At 37.6% G+C, this 8894-nt stretch carries 9 protein-coding genes; 7 read left to right on the top strand and 2 right to left on the bottom strand.

Going from position 1 to position 8894, the window contains the following annotated elements:
• Window positions 1-115: 115 nt before the first annotated feature.
• The 4 genes from V7147_RS01735 to yajC are packed head-to-tail and all read left to right on the top strand — an operon-like array spanning window position 116 to window position 2859.
• Window positions 116-307, top strand: a complete 192-nt coding sequence (locus V7147_RS01735; RefSeq protein ID WP_335366133.1) for a DUF2905 domain-containing protein — start codon at window positions 116-118, stop codon at window positions 305-307.
• Between the two features lie 26 nt (window positions 308-333).
• The gene (gene queA / locus V7147_RS01730) at window positions 334-1359 is read left to right on the top strand and encodes a tRNA preQ1(34) S-adenosylmethionine ribosyltransferase-isomerase QueA (protein ID WP_335366132.1); all 1026 of its coding nucleotides are present in this window, start codon (window positions 334-336) and stop codon (window positions 1357-1359) included.
• 55 nt (window positions 1360-1414) lie between these two features.
• On the top strand, window positions 1415-2554 hold the full coding sequence (gene tgt / locus V7147_RS01725; RefSeq protein ID WP_335366131.1) for a tRNA guanosine(34) transglycosylase Tgt: 1140 nt from the start codon (window positions 1415-1417) through the stop codon (window positions 2552-2554).
• Window positions 2555-2598: 44 nt separating this feature from the next.
• A complete protein-coding gene (gene yajC / locus V7147_RS01720) occupies window positions 2599-2859 on the top strand; it encodes a preprotein translocase subunit YajC (RefSeq protein WP_335366130.1) in 261 nt (86 codons plus the stop codon).
• 51 nt (window positions 2860-2910) lie between these two features.
• On the opposite strand, the gene V7147_RS01715 is transcribed toward yajC, so the two are convergent.
• Window positions 2911-3294 (bottom strand): TIGR04086 family membrane protein, encoded by a 384-nt coding sequence (locus V7147_RS01715; protein WP_335366129.1) that lies wholly within the window; start codon window positions 3292-3294, stop codon window positions 2911-2913.
• 207 nt (window positions 3295-3501) lie between these two features.
• Between V7147_RS01715 and V7147_RS01710 the strand changes: the two genes are divergently transcribed.
• A complete protein-coding gene (locus V7147_RS01710) occupies window positions 3502-4167 on the top strand; it encodes a DUF421 domain-containing protein (RefSeq protein ID WP_335366128.1) in 666 nt (221 codons plus the stop codon).
• Window positions 4168-4189: 22 nt separating this feature from the next.
• Here the strand turns inward: V7147_RS01710 and spoVB are convergent, their stop codons facing one another.
• Complete coding sequence (gene spoVB, locus V7147_RS01705; RefSeq protein WP_335366127.1) at window positions 4190-5752, bottom strand: stage V sporulation protein B; 1563 nt, start codon at window positions 5750-5752, stop codon at window positions 4190-4192.
• A gap of 316 nt (window positions 5753-6068) precedes the next feature.
• On the opposite strand from spoVB, the gene V7147_RS01700 reads away from it, so the two are divergent.
• Window positions 6069-6350: a post-transcriptional regulator gene (locus tag V7147_RS01700; protein ID WP_335366139.1), complete on the top strand. Its 282-nt coding sequence runs from the start codon at window positions 6069-6071 to the stop codon at window positions 6348-6350.
• 143 nt (window positions 6351-6493) lie between these two features.
• On the top strand, window positions 6494-8740 hold the full coding sequence (gene secDF / locus V7147_RS01695; protein WP_335366126.1) for a protein translocase subunit SecDF: 2247 nt from the start codon (window positions 6494-6496) through the stop codon (window positions 8738-8740).
• The last annotated feature ends 154 nt before the right edge of the window (window positions 8741-8894 follow it).

Here is an 8894-nt window from a genome sequence, read left to right as displayed (position 1 = left end):
ATCGTGGCATCCGCCGGAGGATTTTAACTTTATTCAGTACTACTTCATCCACAAAGAAAATTGTATATTCTTATAAAATACGTTCCAACACTATATAAGGAGTGAATAAAGTTAAATGGGTAAAATGCTAATGATAATGGGAATTCTATTATTAGTTGTCGGGTTTATTATACATTTTATTGGAAAGTTGCCAGGGGATATTGTATTGAAAAAGGGAAATACAACCTTCTATTTTCCAATTGTAACATCGATTGTAATTAGCATTGTATTATCGTTGATATTTTATGTATTTGGTCGGTTCCGGTAAAAAGTAAGTGGAAAAAAGGTGAAAATATGAAAGTAGATTTATTTGATTTTGATTTACCAGAAGAATTAATTGCGCAAACTCCATTAGAAAATCGAGAGGCATCAAGATTAATGGTAGTAGATAAGGAGACGGGTGAACTTACTCATACTCATTTTCGATCCATCCTATCTTACTTAAATGAAGGAGATTGCCTAGTTTTAAACGATACTCGTGTCCTTCCTGCTCGACTTTATGGTGTAAAAGAGGATACAGGGGCAAAAGTAGAAGTGCTTCTCTTAAAACAAAAAGATGGGGATACATGGGAAACACTTGTAAAGCCTGCAAAAAGAGTAAAGGAAGGTACTTTGTTAACCTTTGGTGATGGACGCTTAAAAGCTACTTGCTTGGCAATCGGTGATCATGGTGGAAGAATATTGGATTTTCACTATGAAGGAATTTTTTACGAGGTTTTAGATGCGCTAGGTGAAATGCCTTTGCCTCCATATATTCACGAACAATTGGATGACAAGGAGCGATACCAAACTGTTTATGCGAAGCATCGAGGGTCTGCTGCTGCACCTACAGCAGGACTTCATTTTACAGAAGAGCTTCTTCAAGAAATTCGTGACAAGGGTGTACATATCGCATTTATAACCTTGCATGTCGGGTTGGGAACATTCCGCCCGGTAAACTCGGATACAATTGAGGATCATGATATGCATTCCGAGTTTTATCAGATGACTGAGGAAACGGCTAAATTGCTAAACGATGTGAAAGTACAGGGTGGAAAAATCATTTCTGTAGGAACGACTTCAACAAGAACGCTTGAAACGATTGTGAAAAAGAACGGAAAATTCACCGAGTCAAGCGGTTGGACAAGTATATTCATTTATCCTGGATATGAGTATGAAGCAATAGATGGACTCATCACGAACTTTCATCTTCCAAAGTCTACATTAATCATGCTTGTGAGCGCATTAGCGGGGCGTGATAATATCCTTCATGCCTATAACGAAGCAGTAAAAGAGCGATACCGTTTCTTTAGCTTTGGAGATGCAATGCTTATTAAATAATCGGAAATTTCGGGTGGTGACTAACCACTACCCATGACAAAGGAGACAATTTTAAGTGACGGCAATAAGATACGAACATATTAAGACTTGTAAACAGACAGGTGCAAGATTAGGAATTGTACATACACCACATGGTTCTTTTGAAACTCCTGCATTCATGCCTGTTGGAACTCTTGCAACGGTAAAAACAATGTCACCAGAGGACCTTAAAGAAATGGGATCTGGAATTATTTTAAGTAATACCTATCATCTTTGGTTAAGACCAGGTCATGACATTATTAAAGAAGCGGGCGGCTTACATAAATTCATGAATTGGGATAGAGCCATTCTTACGGATTCAGGTGGCTTCCAGGTATTTAGTTTAAGTGAATTCCGGGAAATTAAAGAAGAAGGTGTCCATTTCAGAAATCACTTAAATGGTGACAAGTTGTTTTTATCTCCTGAAAAATCAATGGAAGTCCAAAATGCGCTTGGTTCAGATATTATGATGGCATTTGACGAATGCCCTCCTTATCCAGCTACCTTTGAATACATGAAAAAGTCAGTCGAACGGACGAGTCGTTGGGCTGAGAGATGTCTAAAAGCTCATAGTCGCCCACAAGACCAAGGTCTTTTTGGGATTGTTCAGGGGGGAGAATATGAGGAACTTCGTAAACAAAGTGCAAGAGATTTAGTATCCTTGGATTTTCCCGGCTATGCAGTAGGTGGTTTATCTGTTGGAGAGCCTAAAGATGTGATGAACAGAGTTCTTGAATTTACAACTCCACATTTGCCAAATGATAAGCCTAGGTATTTAATGGGTGTAGGTTCACCGGATTCACTTATTGATGGGGCTATCCGTGGTATCGACATGTTTGACTGTGTTCTTCCAACGAGAATTGCTCGTAATGGAACGCTCATGACGAGTGAGGGTCGATTAGTTGTGAAAAACGCAGAATATGCCCGTGATTTTAGACCATTAGATGAAAATTGTGATTGCTACACTTGTCAAAATTATAGTCGTGCCTACATTCGACACTTAATTAAAACAAGCGAAACATTTGGAATTCGACTTACTACTTATCATAATCTACATTTTCTGTTAAAATTAATGGAGAAAGTCAGACAAGCGATTCGAGAGGACCGTCTTGGGGACTTCCGTGCAGAATTTTTTGAGCGATATGGTTTCAACAAACCGAACGCGAAAAATTTCTAATAAAGAAAAAAATGTAGAAGATGATAAAGTGGGAGGTGAAATGAATGGAAGGTATTTTAGGAACAGTTGGTCCTTTAATTCTAATGTTTGCGATTTTCTATTTCTTGTTAATTCGTCCACAACAAAAGCGTCAAAAGGCTACAGTCCAAATGCAGTCTAATCTTGCAAAGGGCGATAAAGTAGTTACAGTTGGTGGCTTACACGGAATTATTGATTCAATCGATGAAAACAAGGTAGTCATTAAATCCGGCAATGCGAATCTTACATACGATAGACAAGCAGTACGTGATGTCAATAAAGACTAATTGAATTCAGTAAAAAAGAGCGTCTACGGCGCTCTTTTTTAATACTAGCTTTTATGCCTCTCTTCTTGATGGTGTAGTCATATTCACTCCGAATATTCCACCAATGATAGCAGCAGCTAAAAAGCCAACATGGTACATTGTTTGTTCTGCTGTGAAGGTAGCATCATAGCCTAAGAATTGTACGATAAGCACAAGAATGGAATACAAAATTCCTGTTCCACCACCAATTAGCCATCCTTTTTCCTTTCCTTTTCCCCCTGATACAAATCCCCCAGCAAATAGCGCAATGAAGGAAGCACCTAAAATCACCCAAGACATAGATGATTCTTGAAGTGAAGTAAACCGCATTAATAGTGAAATAAGTAAACTAGATACAATCACAATTACAAAAATTGCTGCGACACCATAAACCATTGCAACGCCCATTTTCCTCATCTCTTTTCTCTCCCCCTCATTTATCATACGATACCCTTAGTACGAGCATATTCATGTCCACTTTGAATTAGAATAAAAAGAACAAACTTTTCTTGTCCAAATAAGTAGGGCTGGAAAAACCTGTGGTTTATGTTTTTCTTCCACTTGTGCAAACTAACATGTACTATGTTTTTTAATCATTTACTCATATAAGAGGGGGCTTTCGTTTTGGGGGAATACCTCGTCATAATCGGGAGAACTGTTTTACTTTATGTCATTATTCTCTTGATTTTTAGATTGATGGGTAAGCGTGAAATTGGTGAACTTAGCCTTCTGGATTTAATTGTATCTATGATGATTGCTGAGATGGCTGTTATTGCGATTGAATCAACGAAAGATCCACTTATGCATTCCGTCATACCGATGCTTTTACTTATGGTGATCCAATACTCATTAGCACTTTTATCATTGAAAAATAAGAAAATCAGAGAAATCATTGATGGTAAACCAACGGTAATCATTAACAGGGGTAAAATAGATGAACATGCCATGAGACAGCAACGTTATAATCTGGATGACTTGATGATGCAGTTACGTGAAAAAAATGTGAAGAACTTAGCTGATGTGGAGTTTGCTGTATTAGAATCCTCAGGTGAGTTGTCCGTTCTGACAAAAGGGCAGAATCAATCCTCCGAAATCACAGATTATACAATAGATTTACCCCTGATCCTTGATGGTCAAATCCAGGTTGAACATTTAAATCAAATCAATAAATCTAAAGATTGGCTGATGTCTGAAATGAAGAAGCTTGGGCATAGCGATCTTACGAAAATCTCCTATTGCAGCTATCACCATGGGAAATTACATGTAGATATCAAGGACGAAAAAAGGTAACCGCTCGGTTACCTTTTCGTCTTTATAACAGTAATGCAAGTTTTGGTCCAATAAATGGGATTCTTTTAACTTCTTCTTTTGTCAAAAGTTTAAAAACAAAGAGAAAGACGATATAAATGAATGATGTAACGCTAATGGCTGCGAGTGTCCGGATGATAAGGGAACTGTCTGTTAGGAAAAGCTGATAAAAATAGTGTCCACCAATTCCGGAGAGAACCATTGTAATGCCACTTTTAAGATAATCACGAATATAGAAGCTATAGGAGATGACTTTAATAATCGTTGAAAAATGAAGCAATGTGACGAGCATCATTCCAATGACAATAGCAAGAGCCGCCCCCATGATCCCAAGGGAAGGTCTGGTTGCAAGAACGAAGATAGCAGCTGTTTTAATCACATTTCCGATGAAACTATTAATCATCGCCGCCTTCGCTAAATCAAGTGCCTGCAGGGTTGCTTGAAGAGGCCCCTGAAAATAATAAAAAATAAAAAATGGGGCCATCACTTTTATATAAATGGCTGAATTACTATTTCCGTACATAAGCTCCATAACAGGTGAAGCAAATACATATAATACAACAATTGACAAGCCACCGGATACGAGTGATAAACGCAGCGCCTGTTTAAGTCGATATTCAATTAATAGCGATTGTTTTTTTGCTACAGCTTCACTTATAGAAGGGACAAGAGCTGTTGACAGTGAAGTTGTGATAAAAGATGGAAGCATGAGTAGCGGTAATGCAAAACCTGTAAGCTCTCCATATTGCCTCGTAGCTAGATGGGTAACAACACCAGCAATCGCTAAACTTTGGGCAACTACAATCGGTTCAAAAAACCACGAGATTGACCCGATTAGTCTGCTTCCTAATGTGGGAACTGCAATTCGCGTTAAATCATTGAAGGTTTCTTTTCCGTGCTTAACAGATTTGAAAAAGTTCTTCCGGATCCGAATCCGTTTTTTTAATTTAAACATTAAGAATAAATAGATTAAGGACATTAATTCTCCAACAACAGCTGAAAGCATTGCTCCTGCAGCGGCGTATTCAATTCCCATCGGTAAAAATGCTTTTGTAAACACATATACTAACGTTATCCTGACGATTTGTTCGATGACCTGTGAATAGGCAGGCGGCTTCATATTTTGACGACCTTGGAAGTATCCACGGAGAACAGATGAAATCGCCACAATTGGAACAATCGGAGAAATAGCTAATAATGGATAATAGGTTCGTTGGTCAGTAAGTAAAGTCTCTGATAATAGCGGTGCAAGAAAAATCATCATTGGTGTAAAGATAATACTTAATGCGCCTGTTATTGATAAAGAAACAACCAGAATTTTTTTTATTTTTCTCTTATCACCCTGTGCTTCCGCTTCCGCAACCAATTTCGAAATGGCTACTGGCAGTCCCATTTGAGTCAATGTAATGGTGAGTACAAATGTGGGGATTGCCATCATATAAAGCCCCACACCTTCTTCACCGATAAGCCGTGCGACAACAATTCTATTTATAAATCCCAAAACTCTGGTGATGAGTCCTGCAATAATTAATATTAATGTGCCTTTAAGGAATGTTTGCTTTGACAATTCATTTTCCCTACCTTCTCAAAAAAGGTGATATCATTTACAATTAACTATATGCATGGTATGTGGCCAAGCATGACAAGTTCTATTAACTTTATTCAGTAGGACAAAATCCCTACCGAATAAAGTTATAGCTTCCGGCGGATGCCACAGATTTTTAAAGGAAATTTTTCGAGCAAAGGATCAAAGACTNNTCCTGTGGAAACGTCTTTGTGACCCACTTCGTGAGGGCCTAAAAAATCTGGGCGCAAATACGCCAAGGCGCATTTGAGTAGACAAAAAATGGGAGAGATGACGAGTGAACCAAACAGAGACTCACATGTATGACAAGTTTCGTGAAACAGTTCGTCCATTTTTACAAAGTAAGTTGGGAGAATTCGAACTGTATGGATATGACAGTGTGAATGAGGAAGGACTTTGGGAGTTCCTGAAAAATAAAACATGGAGAAAAGAAAAAGAAGAGAGGCTTTTGCATCAAATTGTGAACGATATTTTATCTGTAAAAGTTGGAGATTATATGAACTATGCAACTGTAGAAGCTTTTAAAGCACCAAATTGGTTTGAAGGTGAAGGAAAAGACGTATTAGAAAAGCTATTATAATCTTTTATTGAAAATTTTTTAATGTGGTAAGTATTCACAAAAACTGCAATTGACATGAAAATCGCATTGTTTCATAATTGTGATGGAGGGCTTAAAGGACAAGCTTTGTTTTTTAAGCTATACAAAGGAGGATCTACATACTTATGGTTAAAAAAGGCCGCATCTTGGTGTTCTTCGTAGTGGTGCTTCTCTTTGGTGCCTTAATAGGAGTTACTGGTACAGATACCGCAAAAAATATTAAATTGGGACTTGATCTTCAAGGTGGATTTGAAATTCTCTATGAGGTAACGCCGGCTAAGAAAGGCGATGTCATTGATAAGGAAGCCTTAGTAAGTACGGTAAAGGCACTGACCAACCGTGTTGACGTACTAGGGGTAAATGAGCCAAATATTCAAATCGAAGGTAAAGATCGCGTCCGTGTACAATTAGCGGGTGTAGAAGATCAAGATAAGGTTCGTGAAATTCTATCAACCCAAGCTAAGCTTACATTTAGAGATGTAAATGATAACGTGTTACTGGATGGTTCTCAATTAGCACAAAATGGTGCTAAACAATCATTTGACGAAATGGGTAGACCATCTGTTGCCTTAACAGTAAAAAGTGCAGATGATCTTAAAAATGCTACACAAAAAGTTCTCGACCAGTATCCAAACAATTTAATGGTGATATGGTTAGACTTTGAAGAAGGTGTAGATTCCTATGCGTCTGAAAGTCAAAAACCAAATCCGAAATTTCTTTCTGCAGCAACAGTTGGTGAAGTGTTTAACACAAAAACAGTTTCAATCACGGGTGGAAATTTTACTGTTGAATCTGCAAATGAACTTGCTTCCTTATTAAATGCAGGTGCACTTCCTGTAGATTTGACTGAAATCTATTCAACTTCAGTTGGAGCAAAGTTTGGTGAGCAAGCATTAAATAAAACAGTTTTCGCAGGAGCAATCGGTATTTTCTTAGTGCTATTATTCATGCTTGTATTTTACCGTTTCCCAGGTTTAATTGCTGCCATTACGTTAAGTATCTTTGTTTATTTAAACTTACTTGTCTTTGACTGGATGAATGCTGTACTGACCTTACCAGGTATAGCGGCCTTAATCCTCGGGGTAGGTATGGCGGTTGATGCAAATATCATTACCTACGAAAGAATAAAGGAAGAGATAAGGTCTGGAAAATCAACCTTATCTGCATACCGTACAGGTAATAAAAACTCTTTCCTGACTATTTTTGATGCAAACATTACAACTATCTTAGCTGGTGTTGTCTTATTTATTTTTGGTACAAGTGCAGTAAAAGGCTTTGCTACGATGTTAATCGTCAGTATTTTATTAAGCTTCTTAACGGCAGTATATGGAAGCAGACTTTTACTTGGACTATGGGTTAATAGTAAATTTTTAAATAAAAGACCAGGCTGGTTTGGTGTCAAACAAAATCAGATTAGAAACTTAGCTGATGCTGATCCAGAAGGAAATTTCCCAACCCGATTTGATCGCTTTGATTTTGCGAAGCACAAAAATAAATTCTTCATTGCTTCCGGTATAATGGTCATTGCAGGGATTGCGTTTTTAGTAATCTTTAAACTTAATCTTGGAATTGATTTTATGGCTGGTACTCGGATGGAGGTACTTGCAGACCATCCTATCTCCCAAGAGGAATTTACAGATGAAATTAGCAAGCTAAATCTAGAAGCTAAGGAAGTCATTATTTCTGGGGATGAAAAAAATATTGGGGTTGCAAGATTTGCTGATGAGTTATCAAAAGATGAAGTAACTAAAGTAAAAGCCCATTTCCAAGATCTATACGGAGCAGATCCTAACGTAAGTACGGTCTCCCCAACAGTTGGAAAGGAATTGGCGCGTAACGCATTTTATGCTAGCTTAATTGCGATGGCTGGTATTTGTATCTATGTTGCATTCCGATTTGAATGGATAATGGGACTTGCAGCGATTGTATCATTAATCCATGATGCATTCTTTATGATTGTAATCTTTAGTGTCACGAGACTCGAGGTAGATGTTACCTTTATCGCTGCCGTCTTAACGATTATCGGTTACTCGATCAACGATACAATTGTTACTTTTGACAGAATTAGGGAACTATTAAAGAAGAAAAAGCGTATTAAAACATATGAAGACCTCGCTAGTGTCGTAAATGCTGGTTTAAGACAGACATTAAATCGTTCCGTAAATACGGTTATAACTGTTCTCTTTACAAGTGTTGCCTTATTATTATTAGGTGGACAAGCAATCACTAATTTCTCATTTGCATTAACAATTGGTTTAGTGGCTGGTATGTATTCTTCCATCTTCATTGCTGCACAGCTTTGGTTAGTATGGAAGACAAAGCAAATCACAAAAAAACAAACTGTAAAAACAGAGACGGAACCACAAGTGTAGTGTAAACAGTAAAAAGTCGTGAGTTATTCACGGCTTTTTATTTCTGCCTAAACCTAATACTTGATGAGTTGTTTTGATTTTGGTTACACTAAAAAGCATGTGTAACTTTAATTAGCAGAAGTTGGTAACTTCTGCTATTAAAGTTAAAGCCTCC

Origin of the sequence: Bacillus sp. JJ1521 (genome assembly GCF_036965165.1) — a bacterium.
Taxonomy (GTDB): Bacteria; Bacillota; Bacilli; order Bacillales; family Bacillaceae_L; genus Ferdinandcohnia.
The sequence above is the reverse complement of the archived record's forward strand: the minus strand, read 5'-3'. Positions and strand labels throughout refer to the sequence as shown.

Excerpts from the sequence above, each read along its gene's own strand:
- V7147_RS01735 (WP_335366133.1), top strand. The coding sequence starts at position 116 with ATGGGTAAAATGCTAATGATAATGGGAATTCTATTATTAGTTGTCGGG.
- queA (WP_335366132.1), top strand. The coding sequence starts at position 334 with ATGAAAGTAGATTTATTTGATTTTGATTTACCAGAAGAATTAATTGCG.
- yajC (WP_335366130.1), top strand. The coding sequence starts at position 2,599 with ATGGAAGGTATTTTAGGAACAGTTGGTCCTTTAATTCTAATGTTTGCG.
- V7147_RS01715 (WP_335366129.1), bottom strand. The coding sequence starts at position 3,294 with ATGAGGAAAATGGGCGTTGCAATGGTTTATGGTGTCGCAGCAATTTTT.
- V7147_RS01700 (WP_335366139.1), top strand. The coding sequence starts at position 6,069 with ATGTATGACAAGTTTCGTGAAACAGTTCGTCCATTTTTACAAAGTAAG.
- secDF (WP_335366126.1), top strand. The coding sequence starts at position 6,494 with ATGGTTAAAAAAGGCCGCATCTTGGTGTTCTTCGTAGTGGTGCTTCTC.